General features: G+C 44.4%; 19 protein-coding genes. 12 read left to right on the plus strand and 7 right to left on the minus strand.

Features of this window, described 5'->3' with window-relative positions; genetic code table 11:
* Nucleotides 1–17: 17 nt before the first annotated feature.
* From AB1K91_RS11465 to AB1K91_RS11485, 5 genes are all read left to right on the plus strand, one after another.
* On the plus strand, nt 18–1,733 hold the full coding sequence (locus tag AB1K91_RS11465; protein WP_413089970.1) for an ABC transporter ATP-binding protein: 1,716 nt from the start codon (nt 18–20) through the stop codon (nt 1,731–1,733).
* 219 nt (nt 1,734–1,952) lie between these two features.
* On the plus strand, nt 1,953–3,392 hold the full coding sequence (locus AB1K91_RS11470) for a M20 family metallopeptidase (RefSeq protein WP_413089971.1): 1,440 nt from the start codon (nt 1,953–1,955) through the stop codon (nt 3,390–3,392).
* Nucleotides 3,393–3,414: 22 nt separating this feature from the next.
* Nucleotides 3,415–4,977, plus strand: a complete 1,563-nt coding sequence (locus AB1K91_RS11475) for an AbgT family transporter (protein ID WP_413089972.1) — start codon at nt 3,415–3,417, stop codon at nt 4,975–4,977.
* A 161-nt stretch (nt 4,978–5,138) separates the two neighbouring features.
* Complete coding sequence (locus AB1K91_RS11480) at nt 5,139–5,738, plus strand: nitroreductase family protein (protein ID WP_413089973.1); 600 nt, start codon at nt 5,139–5,141, stop codon at nt 5,736–5,738.
* Between the two features lie 166 nt (nt 5,739–5,904).
* Complete coding sequence (locus tag AB1K91_RS11485; RefSeq protein ID WP_158221569.1) at nt 5,905–6,051, plus strand: hypothetical protein; 147 nt, start codon at nt 5,905–5,907, stop codon at nt 6,049–6,051.
* A gap of 40 nt (nt 6,052–6,091) precedes the next feature.
* Here AB1K91_RS11485 and AB1K91_RS11490 read toward each other — a convergent pair whose 3' ends face one another.
* Together AB1K91_RS11490 and AB1K91_RS11495 are read right to left on the minus strand one after the other, a co-directional pair.
* Nucleotides 6,092–7,057, minus strand: coding sequence for an AEC family transporter (locus tag AB1K91_RS11490; protein WP_413089974.1), 966 nt, complete (start codon nt 7,055–7,057; stop codon nt 6,092–6,094).
* Nucleotides 7,058–7,163: 106 nt separating this feature from the next.
* Nucleotides 7,164–8,855: an NAD-dependent malic enzyme gene (locus AB1K91_RS11495; protein ID WP_413089975.1), complete on the minus strand. Its 1,692-nt coding sequence runs from the start codon at nt 8,853–8,855 to the stop codon at nt 7,164–7,166.
* Nucleotides 8,856–9,205: 350 nt separating this feature from the next.
* Between AB1K91_RS11495 and AB1K91_RS11500 the strand changes: the two genes are divergently transcribed.
* A complete protein-coding gene (locus AB1K91_RS11500) occupies nt 9,206–10,567 on the plus strand; it encodes an FAD-binding oxidoreductase (protein WP_413089976.1) in 1,362 nt (453 codons plus the stop codon).
* A gap of 216 nt (nt 10,568–10,783) precedes the next feature.
* On the opposite strand, the gene AB1K91_RS11505 is transcribed toward AB1K91_RS11500, so the two are convergent.
* Together AB1K91_RS11505 and AB1K91_RS11510 are read right to left on the minus strand one after the other, a co-directional pair.
* A complete protein-coding gene (locus AB1K91_RS11505; protein ID WP_413089977.1) occupies nt 10,784–11,086 on the minus strand; it encodes a hypothetical protein in 303 nt (100 codons plus the stop codon).
* A gap of 150 nt (nt 11,087–11,236) precedes the next feature.
* Nucleotides 11,237–11,572: a winged helix-turn-helix transcriptional regulator gene (locus AB1K91_RS11510; RefSeq protein ID WP_413089978.1), complete on the minus strand. Its 336-nt coding sequence runs from the start codon at nt 11,570–11,572 to the stop codon at nt 11,237–11,239.
* 179 nt (nt 11,573–11,751) lie between these two features.
* On the opposite strand from AB1K91_RS11510, the gene AB1K91_RS11515 reads away from it, so the two are divergent.
* Nucleotides 11,752–12,222 (plus strand): nucleoside deaminase, encoded by a 471-nt coding sequence (locus AB1K91_RS11515; protein ID WP_413089979.1) that lies wholly within the window; start codon nt 11,752–11,754, stop codon nt 12,220–12,222.
* Between the two features lie 158 nt (nt 12,223–12,380).
* On the opposite strand, the gene AB1K91_RS11520 is transcribed toward AB1K91_RS11515, so the two are convergent.
* Complete coding sequence (locus AB1K91_RS11520) at nt 12,381–12,521, minus strand: hypothetical protein (protein WP_413089980.1); 141 nt, start codon at nt 12,519–12,521, stop codon at nt 12,381–12,383.
* A gap of 98 nt (nt 12,522–12,619) precedes the next feature.
* Here AB1K91_RS11520 and AB1K91_RS11525 point away from each other — a divergent pair, with 98 nt between their 5' ends.
* Nucleotides 12,620–13,621 (plus strand): NAD(P)/FAD-dependent oxidoreductase, encoded by a 1,002-nt coding sequence (locus tag AB1K91_RS11525; protein ID WP_413089981.1) that lies wholly within the window; start codon nt 12,620–12,622, stop codon nt 13,619–13,621.
* A 9-nt stretch (nt 13,622–13,630) separates the two neighbouring features.
* Here AB1K91_RS11525 and AB1K91_RS11530 read toward each other — a convergent pair whose 3' ends face one another.
* A complete protein-coding gene (locus tag AB1K91_RS11530) occupies nt 13,631–14,479 on the minus strand; it encodes a Cof-type HAD-IIB family hydrolase (RefSeq protein WP_413089982.1) in 849 nt (282 codons plus the stop codon).
* A gap of 157 nt (nt 14,480–14,636) precedes the next feature.
* Here AB1K91_RS11530 and AB1K91_RS11535 point away from each other — a divergent pair, with 157 nt between their 5' ends.
* From AB1K91_RS11535 to AB1K91_RS11550, 4 genes are read left to right on the plus strand one after another with little or no spacing between them, the layout of a single operon-like run.
* A complete protein-coding gene (locus AB1K91_RS11535) occupies nt 14,637–15,599 on the plus strand; it encodes a glycosyltransferase family 2 protein (protein ID WP_413089983.1) in 963 nt (320 codons plus the stop codon).
* Nucleotides 15,577–15,981 carry a GtrA family protein gene (locus AB1K91_RS11540; RefSeq protein ID WP_413089984.1) on the plus strand — a complete coding sequence of 135 codons (405 nt, stop codon included), beginning with the start codon at nt 15,577–15,579 and terminating at the stop codon, nt 15,979–15,981. Before AB1K91_RS11535 ends, AB1K91_RS11540 begins: the two co-directional genes overlap by 23 nt.
* Entirely contained in the window at nt 15,971–18,586 is a 2,616-nt protein-coding gene (locus tag AB1K91_RS11545) for a YfhO family protein (RefSeq protein WP_413089985.1), read from the plus strand. Before AB1K91_RS11540 ends, AB1K91_RS11545 begins: the two co-directional genes overlap by 11 nt.
* Complete coding sequence (locus AB1K91_RS11550) at nt 18,570–19,208, plus strand: lysozyme family protein (RefSeq protein WP_413089986.1); 639 nt, start codon at nt 18,570–18,572, stop codon at nt 19,206–19,208. Before AB1K91_RS11545 ends, AB1K91_RS11550 begins: the two co-directional genes overlap by 17 nt.
* Nucleotides 19,209–19,221: 13 nt before the next feature.
* On the opposite strand, the gene AB1K91_RS11555 is transcribed toward AB1K91_RS11550, so the two are convergent.
* Complete coding sequence (locus AB1K91_RS11555) at nt 19,222–20,088, minus strand: MurR/RpiR family transcriptional regulator (RefSeq protein ID WP_413089987.1); 867 nt, start codon at nt 20,086–20,088, stop codon at nt 19,222–19,224.
* Nucleotides 20,089–20,101 lie beyond the last annotated feature (13 nt).

Consider the following 20,101-nt stretch of genomic DNA (forward strand, 5'->3'; position numbering starts at 1 on the left):
GAAAGAAGTGTTGGTTCTTGTTAAAGGATTTTTTCGCTTTTTATAAACCGTATAAACGGCTGTTCATGCTGGATTTCGGCAGTGCAGTCTTTGTAGCTATACTGGAACTGGCTTTTCCGATCGGCGTAAATATGATGGTGGACCGCTTGCTTCCGACGGAGAACTGGAGCTGGATCGTTACTGCATGCATTTTGCTGTTCATCGTCTATGGTTTGAGTACAGTCATGCAATACATCGTAACCTATTGGGGACACAAGCTTGGCATCAATATAGAACGCGACATGCGTAAACAGCTGTTTACGCATATGCAGAAGCTGAGTTTCCGTTTCTTCGATAACACGAAAGTAGGCAATTTGATTTCCCGCCTGACCAATGATTTATTCATGATCGGGGAAATGGCCCACCATGGACCGGAAGATTTGTTCATAGCAGTGATGACGATTGCTGGTGCGCTGTTGATCATGTTCTTCATCAATTGGCCGCTTGCGCTGATGACAATGCTGGTCGTGCCGATTTTATTTTGGATTGTCCTTTATTGTAATAAGAAAATGACAGAAGCCTCCAGGAGGATGAATGAAGATACTGCGGACTTCAGTTCCCGTATCGAGAACACTGTCGGCGGTATCCGGGTCGTTCAGGCTTTTACCAATGAAGCGCATGAAGAAGAGCGGTTCAAGGTCAATAATGAACGCTACCGTCTGACAAAATTGCTATCTTATAAAATCATGGCTTTGAATTTATCCGTTACGTATATGCTGATGCGATTCATCGCGGTGTTCCAGTTAGTTGCCGGGGCATGGTTCATCATCCAGGATAGGATGTCATACGGCGATTTGGTAGCCTTCATCCTCCTGACAAACGTATTCTTCCAGCCGATTCAGAAAATCGGTGCCATCATTGAGCTGTATCCGAAAGGAATTGCGGGTTTCCAGCGTTATATGGATATCATGCGGCTGGACCCGGATATAAAAGATGCTCCGAATGCAAAGCGTGTGGAAGCTTTGTCTGGGGATATCCGGTATGATAATGTTTCCTTCGGGTATAAAGAAGGCAGCTCGATCCTTAAAAATATCAGTTTCTCCATCAATGCCGGGCAGACGGTCGCTTTTGTCGGTCCGTCAGGGGCTGGTAAATCCACGATTTGCAGCTTGCTGCCGCGTTTCTATGAACGGAATGAAGGAGAGATAACCATCGATGGTATACCAATCAATGAGATGACGCTCGCATCTCTGCGCAGTCAAATTGGGATTGTGCAGCAGGATGTATATTTGTTCGGTGGCACGATCAGAGAGAATATCGCCTATGGTAAGCTGGGTGCAACGGATGAAGAGATCGAGGAAGCGGCACGAAGAGCGCAGCTGACTGATTTTCTTGCAGAACTTCCGGATGGATTGGATACAGTCATCGGCGAGAGAGGTGTAATGATTTCCGGTGGTCAGAAACAGCGTATATCCATTGCGCGTGTTTTCTTGAAAAACCCGCCGATTTTGATTCTGGATGAAGCGACATCTGCACTGGATACTGAAACGGAAGTGAAGATACAGGAAGCGTTGGATGAGTTGTCAGCGGGACGGACTACCTTGGTGATTGCGCATCGCCTGGCTACAATCAAACATGCTGATAAAATAATTATGGTCACCAAGCAAGGCATCACAGAAGAAGGGAAACATAGCGAGTTATTGGAAAAAGAAGGGGCATACCGTCGCCTTTATGACGCGCAATTTACTCATTGATGTATAAAACAGGAAGTTTTCTTCCAAAAAGGGAGAAAAGACTTCCTGTTTTTTTGTCAAATATGTAAGCGTTTTCTCAGGGTTGTGGTAGAATAGTTTACAACAAAAATAGAATTATTGGACTTTTTTGACGATATGCTATTGCGGATTTTTATTTCTTTATGTAACATCACAGGTGAAGAAAGCTAACATCAAATCTCGTGCCAAGGGGGAGAGCCAATGGAAACAATCTCGGTGGATGGCCTTTTAAAAGATAAAGCAGAGAAACTATGCGTGGTGAGTGAACGGATTTGGGAGTTCGCGGAATTGCGCTTTCAAGAAAAGCAATCCGCTGCTCTGCTTGCAAATGTACTGGAAGAGGAAGGTTTTGAAGTAGAGCGCGGGATAGCGGGGATTGAGACAGCTTTTGTAGCAAATTACGGTCAAGGCAAGCCGGTCATTTCCTTTTTGGGAGAATTCGATGCTCTATCGGATTTAAGCCAAGAGGCGGGAGCCATTGAACAGAAGGCAATCATACCTGGAGGTACAGGTCATGGATGCGGACATAATCTGCTTGGCACAAGTGCGCTTGGTGCAGCGTTGGCAGTCAAGGAATATATGGAGGAAAACGAATGGAGCGGTACAGTCCGTTATTACGGCTGCCCGGGAGAAGAGGGTGGATCGGGAAAGACGTTCATGGCAAAAGAGGGTGTCTTCGATGATGCGGATGCAGCCATTACATGGCACCCGTTTACGCACAGCGGGGTGCAAAGAGCCGAGACTCTTGCCAACTATCAAGTGTATTTCAAATTCAAAGGGAAAAGTGCACACGCAGCAGCCGGGCCTCATTTAGGAAGAAGTGCGCTGGATGCAGTTGAATTGATGAATATCGGTACGAACTTCCTGCGCGAGCATGTTATACAGGATGCGCGTCTGCATTATGCGATTACGAACGCTGGCGGGGTGTCTCCAAACGTTGTCCAACCGGAAGCTGAAGTACTTTACTTAGTCAGGGCTCCAGAGACAGAACAGGTGGAAAGCATTTATCAGCGAGTCGTAAAGATTGCCCAAGGTGCGGCATTGATGACGGAAACGGAGCTGGAGATAACATTTGATAAAGCTTGTTCCGGATTCATCCGTAATACGGTCCTTGAACAAATCATGCAAGAACAAGTGGAACGCATCAAAGTCCCTGATTATACAGCAGATGAGCTTGATTTTGCCAAAGGTATTCAGACGACATTGAGTGAAGAGGATATTTCCTCTGATAAACGATCCATTTTGCAGCTGATTGGAAAGGATGCGGTACTGTGGGAAAAAGAAATGGATGCATCACCTATCCTAGCAACACCAATTCCATATCATGATTCCGATAATTTCCAGTATGGCTCGACTGATGTGGGGGATGTGAGCAGAATCACACCTACTGTTCAATTCCACGCAGCCTGCTTCGCTGTCGGGACGCCATTACATACATGGCAAGTAGTATCACAAGGCAAAACATCCCTTGCCCAAAAAGGGATGTTGTATGCAAGTGAAGTGATGGCAGCCACGGCACTATCTCTATTCGATAAACCGGAGCAGCTGGAAGCTGCGAAGCTCGAAATGCAAAAACGTCTGGGGGCAGGTGGATATACAAGCCCTATTCCGGATGGCGTGAAGCCAACTATATTAGCTTGACAAACAGATTGGGGGTAAAGAGATGAAAAATCAGGTTCAAAACGGCGGCTCACAGAAGCCTGCAAAGGAAGAAGGAAAAGTTCTAAGATTCCTTTCCGCAATAGAGCGGGCTGGTAACAAGTTGCCTGACCCATTCATGTTGTTCATTTACCTGGCAGTATTCATTGCCATCGTTTCCTGGGTCATGAGTATGCTTGGCGTATCCGTCACCACACCGGAAAATGAGGTTGTGGAAGTAAACAACATGATATCAACAGAAGGTTTGACATTTGCTTTATCCTCTATGCTTGAGAACTTCACTGGGTTTGCGCCGCTAGGTCTTGTGTTGGTCATGATGTTCGGTATCGGGCTCGCGCAGCATGTCGGATTCTTTGAAGTGGTCATGCGAGGGATGGTGATGAATATCCCGAAGAGTCTTGTAACATATATGATCATCTTTACTGGTGTTCTAGGAAACATTGCTTCGGATGCTGCAATGGTAATCATACCGCCGCTTGCCGCAATGATTTATTATTCTATCGGGAAGCATCCGATTGCAGGTCTGCTGACATCGTTCGTAGCTGTATCGGCTGGTTTTACAGCGAATTTTTTGATTGCAGGAACAGATGTCCTGCTATCGGGTATTTCCACAGAAGTCATCCAAGGGCAGTATAGTGATGCGCGGGCGGTTACGCCGCTTGATAACTGGTACTTCATGGCTGCTTCCACCATCATGCTCGTTTTTGTCGTATCTTTCGTTTCCAAAAAATTGATTGAACCCCGTCTCGGTGATTATGATCCCGCTTTTGCGGACAAGGGTATCCTTAATGAACAGATTGAAAAATTGCGACCGGAGCAGAAACGTGGCGTTAGGAATGCATTGATTGCTGCGGGGATTTATATCATTCTTGTTTCGCTGCTTATCGTTCCTTCCAATGGTATCCTGCGCGGAGAAGAGGGAACAGTCATCCCATCACCCTTTTTAAGCAATATCGTTCCTTTGATTTTAATCCTCTTCATCATCTTGGCAGTATCCTATGGATTTACTGCTGGTACATTAAAGAAGGTTTCGGACATTCCGGAAAAGATGGGCATTGCAATGAAGGAGATGTCCGGATTCATTGTACTTGTATTTGCAGCTGCCCAATTCATTGCATATTTTGAATGGACAAATATCAGTACGATTATTGCTGTAAATGGCAGTATCGCTTTGGAGAATATGAATGTAACAGGTATAGGGGCTATGGTGGGCTTCACACTGATCAGTGCCATCGTCAATCTGTTCATCACAAGTGGTTCGGCACTTTGGGCACTACTTGCGCCGGTATTCATACCGATGTTTTACCAGTTGGGATATGACCCTGCTTACACGCAGGTAGCCTTCCGTATCGGGGACTCTGCTTTCAATATTTTATCTCCGATGAGTCCTTATGTAGTCATGCTGCTTGGTTTCATGAAACGATACGATAAACGAGCTGGTTTAGGGACGCTGATGTCTCTCATGCTGCCATTTGCAGTCATCATCTTGATTGCTTGGATCATTATGTTTGTCATATGGAGTTTGCTCGGATTGCAAGTTGGTCCAGGTGTCGATATTCACTTATAAAAAATGGGACGCTCATATACAGCGTCCTTTTTTATTGACGTTTTCTTTTGAATGCGATAAATTAATTACTGAAAGTAACTCGATTACCTTATGTAACTAATAGAGGCTTGCCTATTCGGGTATGCTATCAAGCGGCACTACATTTTTTGGAGGGATAATAAATGACACAAGACTTTTTCAAAGCATTGGAAAACAGAAGGTCAATCTATGGACTAGCAAAAGAATCTCCGGTTTCTGATGAGCGTATTCAGGAAATCGTGGAATTTGCAGTAAAATACACACCATCTTCATTCAACTCTCAAAGCACAAGGGTTATCGTGCTTCTTGGGGACAAGCATGACCGTTTCTGGGATATCACGGAAGATCAGCTTCGTGCGATTGTCCCAGCTGATAACTTTGCGCCGACTGAAGAAAAAATCGCATCTTTCCGTAATGGATATGGTACGGTGCTATTCTTTGAAGATGAAACAGTTGTAAAAGGTCTTCAAGAGCAGTTCGCGCTATATGCGGATAACTTCCCGATCTGGTCTGAGCAGACTTCCGGTATGCATCAGCTTGTTGTATGGACTGCATTGGAAATGGAAGGACTCGGTGCAAGCTTACAGCATTATAATCCATTAGTGGATGAAGCAATTCAAAAAGAATGGGATATCCCATCCAACTGGAAGCTTCGTGCGCAGATGCCTTTCGGTAAACCGACAATGCCAGCTGGCGATAAAGAGTTCAAACCGCTAAAAGAGCGTGTAAGAATCATTAAATAAGGCAAAAAAGAGCTATTGGCCAATCTGGACAATAGCTCTTTTTATAGATATAATCGTTTGAAAATTCTGTTACAAGTGTATTACATATGTTTCTTGCCCTGGGGGCTGGGGTATATAGTAGCTACCAACATAATCAATTACATTAAAATGAAAGGAAGGAAGTAAAGTGAGTGCATATCCATATAAGAAGTTGCAGCATGCTGGTGACTTGTCGGATGACGAACGAGATGAAATTCTAACCACTTTGGAACGATACATGGATTACTTGCGAGACGAAATGTCGAAATCAGATGACCTTCCTGCCGTCAAATAGAAAAAGGGAGTATCCCCGAAAAAGGGATACTCCTTTTGTTTTACATTATGGCCGTTATTAAGAATGGCAATGTAATGATAGAGAGGATTGCGCTGATTACAAAAGCAGATGCAACCTCTGTTTCCAAGCTTCTGAATCGAATTGCGATCATAGATGCAACCGCAGAACCTGGGAAGGATACAAGCAATACAGCCATTACGAAATCATCGTGTTTCAAACCAAGTGCAAGCGCGATGGCAACCATAGCAAGCGGCTGAACGATAGCTTTCAGGATTGCGATCGAGAATGCAGAGAAGCTTAGTTTGATTCTGTTGATACCGATTGTAACACCGACTGCGAACAAGGCAACACCGGATACTACATCACCGATTTGATCGAGTGATTTCTCGCCTAGTTCAGGCAGGTGGAAATTAAAGATAAGCACAAGAAGCAAACCGACAATTGGGACACAAGCAAGCGGCTCGCTAAGACCATGCAGGATGGACTTCATTGTCACTTTGAACAAGCTTTCTTGTTTCTCATCTGAGCCTGTACCACGATTACGTTCGCCCACTGTACCAAGGATGGTAGACAGTGGATCAAGTACTGCGTTTACGATGATACCCATCAAGGCAATTGGAATTGCGATTGCATCGGCGCCAAATAGACTTCCCATAACCGGGATACCCATGAAGGCGAAAGTCGGCTGAGTAGAGTTCAAGGAGAACATCGTTGATTGTACGAAATCGTATTTAGAAGTCCATTTAGTGACAAGAAGTACAACGATGAAGAATCCGATAACTCCGATCAGCAAACTCCCAAGGAAAGATGCTTTATCAAAAATCGTTTCACGGGAAGTAGTTGTGATCCCGACGAATAAGTGTGCTGGCAGTGCAATTTTTGTTACAAGTGTGTTGATCCCTTTAGATGTTTCTTTGTTGAATATGCCTCGATTTCCTGCGATGAATCCAAGAAGGATTACGAAGAAGATCGGTATTAGAATGATGAAAATTTCACCAAAACTCATGTTCATTCCACTCCCTCAGTAGTAATGTTGCTCAAGTTGTCAAAATTAATACAGGTGCCTCCTTATTGGAAGGAGTCACCTGCACCATGAGAAATTCTTTAAAATCTTAGCCTCTGATGGTTTTGTATTCTGGTTTCCATACAGAATTAGCGATAAGGTCTTTGATTTCTTCAGGTTTTGCATCAGATACGCCGTCTTCGATTGCAGCTTTGGCAACTGCTTCTGCAACAGCGGTTGAAACAGGTTGAAGTTCGTCGATTGCCGGAAGCAAAGAGCCACCTTGTGTGTTGCTTTCAACCATGTCCGCGATTGCGTTGGCTGCAGCAGCAAACATGGAATCAGTGATGCGGCTAGCTTTTACAGCGATGGAACCAAGTCCAAGACCAGGGAAAGCAAAGGCGTTGTTCGCTTGACCAATGTGGTAAGTTGTACCTTTGTATTCAACAGGATCAAATGGGCTGCCTGTTGCAATCAATGCTTTTCCGTCAGTCCACTCAAGCAAGTCTTTTGGAATTGCTTCAGCAAGCGGTGTTGGGTTGGACATAGGCATGATAACTGGATATTCCACATGTTTTGCCATTTCTTTGATGATTTCGGCACTGAATGCACCAGCTTGTCCGGAAGTACCGATCAAGATAGTCGGTTTCACTTGGCGGATAACTTCAGCAAGTCCGATGATGCCATCTTCTTTATTCCAGTCTTTTACTTCATCTGCAGGACGAAGGTATGGTTGCTGGAAGTCAGCGATGCCGTCCATGTCATCAGTCAAAAGACCGCGTTGGTCGATCGCCCAGAAGTTTTTCAATGCGTCTTCTTTGGAGATGCCATCAAGTACCATGGCAGCTGCGATTTGGTCGGCATTACCGATACCTGCAGAACCAGGACCGAATACAACGACGCGCTGCTCGCTGATTGGTGTACCAGCTACTTTGGAAGCACTCATGACAGCTGCAAGTGTGATGGCACCAGTTCCTTGAATATCATCGTTGAAAGTAAGGATCTTGTCGCCGTACTTATCAATGATGTTACGAGCGTTACGGTTACCGAAGTCTTCCCAGTGAAGAAGTACGTTAGGGAATTTCGCTACTGTTTTGCTGATGAATGCATCGATGAACTGATCATACTGCTCACCGCGAACACGTTTGTGGCGGTTACCAACATAAAGTGGGTCGTTAAGCAATGATTCATTATCTGTACCAGCATCGATTACTACTGGAAGTACACGGTTAGGGTCGATACCTGCAGCAGCTGTGTAAACAGCCAATTTACCGATGGAGATATTCAAACCGCCAACACCCCAGTCACCGATTCCAAGGATACTTTCAGAGTCAGTTACTACGATCAAGTCGATTTCATCAGTGTTAAGCAATGTGTTTTCGTATGCTTGTTCGATGCCGTCCGGGTTGTTGATATCAAGATAAACACCGCCTGGACGTGTGTACTCATGGCTGTATTCCTGGATAGCTTGTCCAACAGTCGGAGTATAAACGACAGGAAGCATTTCGCTTAGATGATCTGTCAAAAGACGATAGTAAAGAACGACGTTACGGTTGTAAAGCTGGTTCAATGTATTGTTTTTCAACAAGTTGTTAGGCTGTGCATTGAACTGTTCGTAAGCACGCTTCACCTGCTCATCCAATGTCAAAACTGTCGCTGGCAAAACGCCTTCAAGACCAAGCTCTGCGCGTTCTTCTTTTGTAAAAGCGACACCTTTATTTAGAAAAGGATTTGAAATTAAGTTCTTGCCTCTTAGAGAAGTGGAAATGGATCCATCTTCATTATTACGATATGTGTTCATATCTGATTCCACCTTTTCGAATGATTACTTACCTTTTGTAACTGCCACAGACAATTCTATCACTAATCAATTGTTAATCAATTTTAACAAAGTATTTAAAATAACTATTGCATTTGTTGAGTTTGTGTGATATTTCACATACTGGTTGACGATCCAGAAAACCGCGGTATCAGAGTATTTAACAGATGTGAAATAAATTAGATATTTACTTTATTATTGTTTTTTTTACTTAGAAAAATATACATACTGCGGGTTATCTTATCGTGTTTGTTTATTCTAATTATTCTGCTTTTTAATTTACAACCATCATGTTAAGCTTATTTATATATAGAAAGAAGGTGCAGTAAGGCATGGACATTGTGAAAGAACTGAGTAAGATTGTAAATCCAGGGAGAATATCAACAGCAGATGCAGTCATCAGCCAGCATAACCATGATGCATCCTATCACCCTGAGGCAGACCCGGATGTGGTAGTCTTTCCGGAGAATACGAAGGAAGTCAGCGCAATCCTTGCATTTGCCAGCGAACACGGGGTGCCTGTCACTCCCTTTGGGAAAGGTTCCAGCTTGGAAGGGCATGCTATTCCTTATGATGGAGGAATATCACTGGATCTTGGATTGATGAATGATCTGAAGGCAGTTGGAGATAGAGATGGTTATGTTGTTGTCGGAGCAGGGCTGACTCAGTTCCAGTTGAATGATGCCCTAAAGAAGCATGGATTATTCTTCAGTGTAGATCCTGGTGCTGAAGCAACACTTGGAGGGATGGCGGGTACGAATGCAAGCGGCTCGTATACAGTGAAATACGGCACGATGCGGGATAATATACTTGATATGGAAGTAGTATTGCCGAACGGTGAAATCATCCACACAGGTTCAAAGGCAGTGAAATCATCTTCCGGATTGCATCTTTCGGGTATATTTGCTGGTTCGGAAGGTACCCTTGGTATCATTACGGAACTTACACTCCGTGTATACCCGATACCTGAGGCGACAGTGGCTGCACGTGCTGTCTTCCATGATTTCGAAGAAGCCGTTACGGCTGTCGTAACACTTCGTACTGCCGGACTGGATTTGGCGCGGATTGAATTCGTGGATGCTGATTCGGTAGCACATGTCAATCATTTCGCCAAAACAGCTTATATCGAACAGCCTACCATCTTTTTTGAATTGAACGGGGAGGTCGAGCATCTCCAGCATCAGCTCAAACGGATGGAGGAATTATTAAAACCTTTCGAGGTAGTCGAATTCCTGGCAGAGACAGATCAGGCCGCTCAAGAGCGATTGTGGGATGCAAGGCATAATCTGGCTTATTACTACATACAAGGGGCTCCGACTAAACAAATGCTTGTAACAGATGTATGTCTGCCTATATCCGAGCTTTCCGCGGCGATTCTGCATGCAAGACGGGCAGTGGATGAAAGCGGCTTGGAAGCTGGAATTGTAGGACATGTGGGAGATGGGAACTTTCATATCATTGCGATGGCGGATTTCGCGGATGAAAGGGAAGTGGCTGCAGCCAAACAGATTCATGAAGCGATTGTGGACTATGCGCTTGCACATGATGGTACTTGCACAGGTGAACATGGGGTAGGGGTAGGTAAGAAAAGATATCAATCGAGGGAACATGGTGCAGCCTATGATTTGATGCGCACGATCAAACGTGCAATCGATCCGCATGGCATCATGAATCCTGGCAAATTAATCGATTAAATAAAAAGAGCGTATTCCCCCTCAAGAATACGCTCTTTTCCATTTATCCTTTTTTGCTGAATAGGTCTGAAATCGCATGCACCACTTCAATGCCTTGATATGCAAAGATGGATAGTGCGCTGATTGAAAGTGCTATGACCATGATCGCTCTTGCCACAAACATTTTCGTCCCCTCCTTTGGATTGCTAAAACAACCTAAAGCAAAAGGAGTCCTATTCAGCGGTAACTCGATTGATAGAAGACGGCCAGCAGGAAATGCCGGACCGCCTGCTTGGTCTGCAACATACGTGCTTGTATCATACTTGTGGCAAGCAGCAATGGCAGAAAAGTCAGGACTGCTGTTTGTGCTATAATCGGAAGCCAATGTTTTTCATCATCCGGTAAATCGGCCTTATGGATGACGACATGCTGTGGTTGGATATCATCCGTTCCCAGATGATAAATTGGATGTAGCACCATTACTTGCAGTGTAATCGACATCACGAGACCGATGAACAAAAGAGCAGCTTTGCGTTGCATTTCCTCCCCACCTCCTATCCGTCATGATTTCTTAACTATATACCCGTTCCGGGAAAATGTAAATGGTTTTTTAATAATATTTTCATAATTCAGAATTGTGTTTATGCAAAAAAACCTGTCCTATGGCTAGGGCAGGCCGTTTTTAAAATTCTATTGTTTTGTTGGGGCTGGTTCATCCGGTGTAACCCATTTCTCCGCCCATTCTCTTATGGAAGTAATCACAGGGCGCAATGCATGCCCTTTTTCAGTCAGTTCATATTCAATACGGACAGGCGTGTCCGGATATACTGTTCTTGTTGCGATACCCGCTGCTTCCAGCTCTTTGAGGCGTTCGGAGAGCAAGCGGCCGCTGATCGGCAGGGAAGATTCCAATTCAGAGAATCGCTGTGATCCTTCTAAGAGGCGGAAAATGATAAGGCCAGTCCAACGTTTGCTCAAAAGCTCCATGCCGGACTCAAAGCGTGGACATAATTGTACGGATTTCATCTATCATCACCTCTTCAAAAGCACTGTTTACTTAATCTTTTATGTTTCATTATATATGAGGTTACGAAAAGTAACAAGTGTATTGTTCCTGATAACAGCGTATTCTATGCAGTTCTTCTGGCTAAAAATTATGAAAAATCCTATAATTGGATGGTGAGTATGATACAGGAGGAGATGGAATGGATCATCATCATTATATGGAATACGCATGTAAACTGGCAGTTGAAAATGTAACCAGTGGCAAGGGTGGTCCCTTCGGAGCTGTGATCGTGCGGGATGGAGAAATTGTCGGTCAAGGAACGAATCTAGTGACAAGCTTGCATGATCCAACCGCGCATGCGGAAATACAGGCTATCCGGGACGCAACAAGGAATCTGGGGCATTTCGAACTGGAGGAATGCATCATTTACTCCAGTTGTGAACCGTGCCCGATGTGTTTAGGAGCAATTTACTGGGCTCGTCCAAAGGCACTGTATTTTGCCTATACAAAAAAGGATGCCGCAGCAATCGGTTTTGATGATGACTTCATTTATCAGGAAATTGGGAAACCATATGACAAGCGGAAGATTCATACGGTACAGCTTCGTGATAAGGAGACATCTGATCCGATGAAAGCTTGGATGGAAAAGGAAGATAGAGCGGAATATTGAAGAAGGCGCTCCTGTTATGCAGGAGCCGCCTTCTTTTTTGTGCTGCTTGAATGTATGGTCATAAATTCCGATACTTGCCTTGCATTGGCTTACTGAACTATATCCTTGTAATAGTCGTGCTCAAAGATTTTTCACCCACGTCAGCAGGGTGACTAACATCATACGCTGGCAAGATTGATATTACTCGGAATGAATACTGGTTTCAGCAAAATCGAGCTGTTCACCTGGACGACGGAGGTTGTATAATACACGCCGCAAATGACAGCGCTCATTGTTAAGGTGCGGACGCATTTCAGCAAGTACGTTTTGATCCATTTGATTTTGATAGTAATGGAATATTAATAGTGCAATACAAGATGCTATAATAGCAATAATGAGCAGCAGGGAGGATTTTACATTGCGGAATGATCTGATATACGATGTGATCATCATAGGAGGAGGGACGACCGGCCTCTATACGTCCTTTTATACAAAGCTGCGGAGAATGACGACATTATTGATCGAAGCTTCAACGGATTTTGGCGGCAAAGTGGCGCAGTTCTATCCGGAAAAGCAAATTTATGATGTGGGTGCATATCCCGTCGCCACAGGGGAGGAGATGGTCGGCAGGCTGCTTGAGCAAAGCAGGGCAGCAGAACCTGATATCGTAACCGGAGAATTCGTCGAACAGGTGAGAAAACGGGAAAACGGAGTATTTGAAGTGGTAACCACTTCCGGCAAGCTGTATATGACTCGTACAATCATTCTTGCCTGCGGAATGGGAACTTATCAGATGAAACCATTGCGGCTTGCAGAGGCGCCGCTTTATGAAGGGAAAAATCTCCATTATTATTTGAAGTCGGCAGAGAGATTCCGTGATATGAGCGTCACTGTCTATGCGATGAACAGGACTGGTATTGATTGGGCGATGGCACTTGAGAAGACAGCAAAGGAAGTGACATTGCTTAATCAGCAGGATTATTTTTTATATACGCCTCCGCATGTAATTGAAGCACTGGAGGAAACTTCGATTAAGGTCAAGTACAATCATAAAGTGACTAAACTAATAGGGAACAGTCAAGGATTGCATACATTATTAGTAGATCAGGAAGGTTTACAGAGTATGCATGAGACCGATGCGCTGCTATATTATGAAAACGTCAATTTGACACAAACACCTTTTGCCGGTTGGGGAATCGAGACAGACAAGAATAAAGTCATCGTAGATCATACGATGTCGACCAGCGTACCGGGCATCTATGCTGCAGGTGATGCTGTACATTATCCCAATAAGAATATGCTGATTGCGACAGGTTTCGCTGAGGCAATCACTGCGGTCAATAGTGCGAAGCTGTATCTGGATCCTTCAGCAAGTGCTCAAGTATATAGCACAATCGAATATCAAAAAAATAGAGGCTGATGGAAGCCTCTATTTTTTTAGTATTTCACGTTCCAGCGTTCTGGCGACGCCACCGTTCTCATTGGTCTCGGTCGTGTAGTCGCAATACTGTTTCACTTCTTCTGTTGCATTGCCCATAGCGACCTTCGTCCCTGCTTCTTCAAGCATTGGCAAATCATTCATGCTGTCACCGATAGCAATGATATCCTCTTTTTTAAAGTCCAATTTCTTTGCGAGTTTTTTCAGCGCATGTCCTTTCGATGCTTTGCCATCAACGATTTCCAAATTGAAGTCGGAGGAAGAAAATAGATTCAGCCCTTTCTTGCTCAGTGTATCGGCTGCGACGCGCTGTCTTTCCTCATCAAAACTTACAATGGTTATTTTGTAAATTTCTTTCTCGGACTGAAAGACTTCGATATAATCCTCAATCTCCTGCAAATTAGTCTGTCCGAGCTGGCGCTTGCAGACCCTCTCCATCTCGCTTCTGTCCACATTCTGTACTACGTCCATTTCATCCAGCAGCAGTTGCTTCGCCTTGCTCGTAATGAATATTTCCTTATCTGTGACAATTTCATAATAATAATTCTCTTCATTCAGCCATGTGACAATCTCTTTGGCATAGATAGTTTCCAACGGCAGGGAAACTGTCAAATTCCCTGCCGGATCGTAGGTGGTAGCGCCATTTGCTCCAATCACCCATGTTGAAAGCTGCTGATCTCGGAAGAGTCGGTGAACATCGAAGTTTGCCCTTCCTGTTGCGATGATGATTTCGGCGCCTTTTTGCTGCGCTTTTTTTACGGCAGCGGCATGCAGCGGAGTGATAGTATAATCTTGATTAAGAAAAGTTCCATCCAGGTCTATTGCTGCTAATTTGCGCATCTTCTCTAGCTCCTTTACTCATTTTTAACACATATTCCCTCTTTTAAATAGGATGTAAACTGACGAATTAAGGGTAGTAAAGTATAATAAGGAGTCAAGCCGCTCACAATTTTAACAATACATAGAGAATGGTATATGCCTAAATGGAGGGAAAAGAATGGCTGGGAGATTACTATCCGTAATTGTGCCTTCGTTTAATGAAGCGGAAAATGTAAAGCTTTTTTATGAAGAACTTGCCAAGGAATTACAATACTCATCCTATGATTATGAAGTGATTTATGTGGATGATGGCAGTTCAGACACCACGCTATTGGAACTGAAAGAGTTAGCAGATATGCATTATAATGTGAGATATTTGTCATTCACAAGGAATTTCGGCAAGGAGGCAGCAATATTGGCCGGTTTCCAACATGCCAAGGGAGATTGCGCGGTCGTAATCGATGCGGATTTGCAGCACCCGGTTTCCCTGCTGCATGAACTATTGGCCGGCTTCGAAGAGGGATATGATCAAGTTATCGCCCGGAGAAACAGAAAAGGAGAAAGTGTCCTGCGTAAAGTTATTTCGACGATGTACTATAAAATCATCAACCGTTTCATTGATGTACGCATCCAAAATGGGGTCGGGGATTTTCGTTTGCTCAGCCGCCGGGCTATCGACGCCTTATTGATTCTGAGTGAGGGCAATCGGTTTTCGAAAGGATTATTTTCCTGGATCGGATTCGAGCAGAAAACGGTCTATTATGATAATGTCTCCCGTCAAAACGGGGAATCAAAATGGTCATTTGGAAAACTGTTCGATTATGGTGTGGATGGTATTGTATCTTTCAACACAAAGCCATTGCGTGCCTGCTTGTATGCCGGTTTCATCGTATTATTCCTTTCACTGGCATATATCCTTTACACATTCGTGGAAGTGCTGGTCCGCGGAGTCGTAACGCCGGGTTATTTCACATTGATCACGGCCATATTATTCCTGGGCGGAGTGCAATTAGTCAGCTTGGGTGTGATCGGGGAATATATCGGTCGTATTTACAACGAAACAAAACGCAGACCGCATTACTTAGTAAAAGACACAAATATCGAGGCAAGGAAACGTTATGAAAAAAATATGGAAGCTTGAATTCACTCGTTTTATCATTGTCGGTGTGCTGAACACTATCTGTTATTACCTGGTGTACTTGCTCTTTTATCAGCTGGCAGATGTGCATTATCTTGTATCCCATTGGATTGGGATCATCATCAGCATGATTTTTTCATTTTTCTTGAACAGTTACTTCACATATGGAGTGAGACCGACTTGGCGGAAGTTTTTCCAGTTTCCGTTGACGCAGGTTGTCAATATCACAGTATCTTCAGTCCTGGTATACATTTTCATCGAGGGCTTCGGCTGGAATGGTACAGTGGCACCTGTAGCGGCAGTCTTCTTCACTGTGCCGATCACGTTTGTCATTACTAGTAAAATCATGAAAAATGGGCGTGGGGATGTGACAAATGAAGCGTAGATGGAAGCTGGTGCTGCTCATTTCGGCAGCACTTGCATTTGCTATTTTAGTACATATACATTTCATTCGGGAATACTTGGATGGTCGCCTCATGCTCGGCCCGAATGATGGAATGGCGCAGATGCTGCCATTTAAGCAGCACTTGTATGAGCAATATGCGCAGGGGAATTTCTTCTATTCGTTCTCTTTCGGGCTTGGAGGCGGCATATACAGTCAGCTGGCCTACTATTTCTCTACAAGTATCGTTTACTTGCTGACAATGCTTGCGATAAAGGTTCTCGATATTACCAATGTGATCGGAACCCCGGATGTCATCACCTGGGCGAAAGCTATTCTGCCTGTCAGTATCATCCGTCTTACCACGGCGCTTTTGCTTGCGGTCGGTGTATTCCGGTATATGCGTATACCCTTTATACCTGCATTTGTTGGGGCCTGTTTTTATGCCGGCAGTGCAATCTATTTCAGGCATGTCGTATATTGGGAGTTTTTCGCCAATGCTTTTCTTTGGCTGCCGCTGCTAGTGCTTGGAGTGGAGAAAATCATTCGGGAGCGGAAACCATACTGGTTCATTGCCGCTGTGGCGATATCCGTTTTCGATAATTTCTATTTTGCGTACATAAGCTTTGTTTTTATCGGAATCTATGTCATCGCTCGGTGGTTTATCAAATTGTCAGAGGATGAACTGCCAATCAAATTCCAGCTGCTTTACTTTATTCCGGCTGTATTGCTTGGTTTTGGAATCGGTTCGATTTCATTCATTCCGTCTGTATATGCGTTTCTGAATAATTACAGGCCGGCTTTTGATGACCCGATACCGTTTTATGGAAATGACGATAATATCCTGTTCACGAGCAGAACGTTGCTGCTGCCTGTCTTATTTGTCATCTTTGTATGTGTAGCAGGGTTTTATAAGAACAAGTTGTTCCGATTGTTTGCATTGTTGAGCATCTTGTTCATTTTCTTCCAGGGCAGTCCTCGTATCGCTAGCATTTTCAATGGTTTCTCAGCTCCGCAATATCGTTTTGAGTATTTATCGATGTTCGTTGTTGCGGGTACCATCGCTGTGGGGATCACATTATTGCCAAAGGTGAAAAAACTGCATCTGCTGTTGGCGTTTGGGCTTGCGGTGCTATTGTACTGCCTCTATCTGCACCATGATTTGAGGCTGGATTGGGAGGATGACTGGGCAAAATACGTTTGGAATGGCGTTGCGCTGGTACTGTTTGTTTTCCTCTTTTATACTTTCAAAAGGAAAGTATGGATGTTGGGTCTTTGTCTTATAGTTGTCTTTGCGACCTATATACCGCTGATCAATGCACATCAGGAAAGGCAGCTGTCCGATGCGGGGAATGTAGAGGATTCCACACTCCAATTCCTGACAAGTGATAAGTATGCAAGCGATGAACAGCAGGAATTGATACAGGACGTCCTTGATTCGGATGGGAGCTTTACCAGACTCGAATGGAAGACGGACAATCGGAATAATACGAATTTGGTTCAAAGTTTTCCCGGCGTCAGCATCTATTCGAGCATTTTGAATAAGGAACTGCTGTTTTTCTATTACTATGATCTGAATATCGATATGAAACGGGAAAGTGTGAGCCGCTATTCAGGCTTTGGAAACAGAGCGAACCTGTACAGTTTGCTCAATGGGAAATACATCATGTACGATAAAAAGGAGCCGATTGCTGCACCGTATGGCTTTGAGCCGTACATGGAAAGCAGCAATTATATCGTTTATCGGAACGACAATTTGCTTCCGTTCGCAAAGGTTTCCACGGAAGTTTTCCAGGAGGGAAATCTGGAAAGTCATACGCCGCTTGAACGGGAACATGCAATGCTTGAGGGCATAATCCTTGCAGATGGTGAAACGACCGGAACTATCGAATCACTTCCGGATCTGATGGATCAGGTAACAGTAGAGGCTGCAGGGGGTACTTACCGGGATGGACAGCTCCAGGTAGATCAAGAGGAAGGCGGACTCGATCTGCAGTTGGGTGATGAATTACCACAAACAGGTGATTATTACATCAGTTTCTATCTGAAGAATAATGATGCCAGCGCTCCATTATATGATTTGACAGTCAATGAGTTTGAAACAAACAGGAAATCCCAGCAGTCGATTTATCGTACGAAAGTCGACGAATTGACCATCCGCGTCAAGGCGGCTGATACAATTCGGATAAGGCTGCCCGAGGGGAGTTATACGATCGAAGATTTTCAGCTGCAGCATGAAAACTACCAAAAACTTAAGGAGACTATAGCGAAAGCGGAGGACATACCGTTTTCGATCAGTGACAGTCAAGTGACGGTGGACTACGATAATCAGCAAAACGGTGAAAGCTATTTGAAAATACCTGTGCCATACGAAAAAGGTTGGCAAGTATCAGTGAATGGCAAGGAGCAGGAACTCTTGAAAGCTGATTATGCGTTTGTAGGTGTCAAGCTTCAGGATGGGGAAAATCATATTGTCTTCAAATACAGACCGCCGTTTTGGAATATGCTGCTCGTTCTCTGTCTGGGAAGCATCCTCCTGTCACTAGGATGGGGATGGCTTCTGCGAAAACGTCATATGGCGGGTGAGAAAGGTGAAAAAGAAGCGTAACAGGAAGAAACAATCTCTTTTGTTTGCTTTTGGTACAGTGCTCTTTTTCGGTTTGGGTCTATTCTTTCTTCTGTTCTTGCTGTCTGTTGTGGTAAACGAGAGCGACAATGAGCAGAATGAAGGAAGGACGCTTTCCAAGGATGCATTGGCTTATCGGGATATGGTGGAGCAAGAATTAGCCAAAACGGGTCAGGAATCGCTGGCGCCACTCGTTCTCTCTGTCATGATGCAGGAGTCCGGTGGCAGGGGAAATGACCCGATGCAAGCTTCCGAAAGCAAATGTGGAGAGCCGGGCTGTATACAAGATGCAAAAGAGTCCATTGTCTATGGCATCGCCCATTTTCTCCGTATGCTGGAAGAAGCGAATGGAGAGAAAGATGTTGCAATCCAGGCTTATAATTTCGGTGCGGGATTTATTGGTTTTGTCAATGAAAACGGCGGGGTATTCAGTGAAGATCTGGCAGTCCGATTTGCTCAGGAACAATATGCAAAGGTTGACAATCCGGAAGATTATCGCTGTATACGTCCGGAATCGGAAGAATTGGATGCGTGTTACGGAGATATTCATTATGTGGAAGCTGTCTATAGTTATTTGCCGGCAGCCAAAGCTGCCTATAAATAAAAATGACCCCCGATTAAGCCGTCGGGGGTTTAAAATTGGAAAATACCTTGAAATCACGCCACGCTTGCTCAATTGTGCGGAGGCGTTTTTTTACGTCATCGGCCTTTTCTTTTCCAATCAAAGCGATGAACGCATGAATCAGACTGATCGGGGCAGTCAAAGAATGTGTCAGCGATGGCGATATGCTTGAAGCCATGAATGAATAATCTGCCGCTGTAAGCAGAGGAGATGATAATCCATCGGTAATGGCGATAGCTTTAGCACCGCGATCCTTGGCCATCTGGAATAACCTTAGCGTGTGATTCGAATAACGGACGAAGCTTAAGGCAATCAGTGCATCTTCCTCCCTGATGGTGGAGATCTGGTCTATTGCTCTGTCAGAAGGTTCGACGATCTCGACATTTTCGAAGATGAAAGATAGGTGATAATGCAAAAGATCTGCTACACTGATTGCACTTCGATTCGCCAGGATGAAAATCCGTTTGGAATTGATCACGGTATCAGCAGCTGCATGGAATGCCTGCATATCGATTCCTTCCATCGTTTCCTGGATATTCGCTTGATCGCGAAGGAAGATGGCATATAAATCCTGATCTTCCGTCTCGGTGTCTTCTGTAGGATGCTTGAATCGTTCAGTTGCATTCAGCTGTTCCTGCATGGCGTTCTGCAAAGCAAGCTGCATCTCGGGAAAACCGCGGTATCCCATAAAAGCGGCAAAGCGTACGATCGTCGCATCACTCACACCTGCTGCATTCGCCAACCCTTCCACATTGAGAAAGGGTGCTTGATTCGGATGTTCGATGATGAAATTAGCAATTTTCTTTTGGGACTTTGACATCTGCTCCCGCTGACTGGAAATACGGTGGTATATATCCGGCATGACGGAAAAAGAC

The sequence above is a fragment of the Terribacillus jepli genome (genome assembly GCF_047228925.1).
Classification (GTDB): domain Bacteria; phylum Bacillota; class Bacilli; order Bacillales; family Amphibacillaceae; genus Terribacillus.